1 rRNA gene is annotated in these 257 nt (G+C 53.7%); it reads left to right on the top strand.

Features of this window, described 5'->3' with window-relative positions:
• Positions 1 to 108, top strand: a 5S ribosomal RNA gene (rrf, locus tag J0A66_RS23280); the annotation flags it as partial.
• Positions 109 to 257 lie beyond the last annotated feature (149 nt).

The following is a 257-nucleotide window of genomic DNA, read 5'->3' on the forward strand; positions in this document are numbered from 1 at the left end:
CCATAGCGTTACGGAACCACCTGATTCCATTCCGAACTCAGAAGTGAAACGTAATAGCGGCGATGGTAGTGTGGGGTCTCCCCATGTGAGAGTAGCACACCGCCAGGCTCCCAATTCGTAAGAAACAACTAAGCCCACTTAACAGTGGGCTTAGTTGTTTCTGCGGCCTGGAAAACAGGCCATGCTGGTCCCAGACCGGCACACCAAACCCATCACCTGTTGATAGTCCTGTGCTCCAGCTGCTGGCTGCTCTGTGT

Source organism: Bowmanella dokdonensis (genome assembly GCF_017254865.1).
GTDB classification, from domain to species: Bacteria; Pseudomonadota; Gammaproteobacteria; order Enterobacterales; family Alteromonadaceae; genus Bowmanella; species Bowmanella dokdonensis.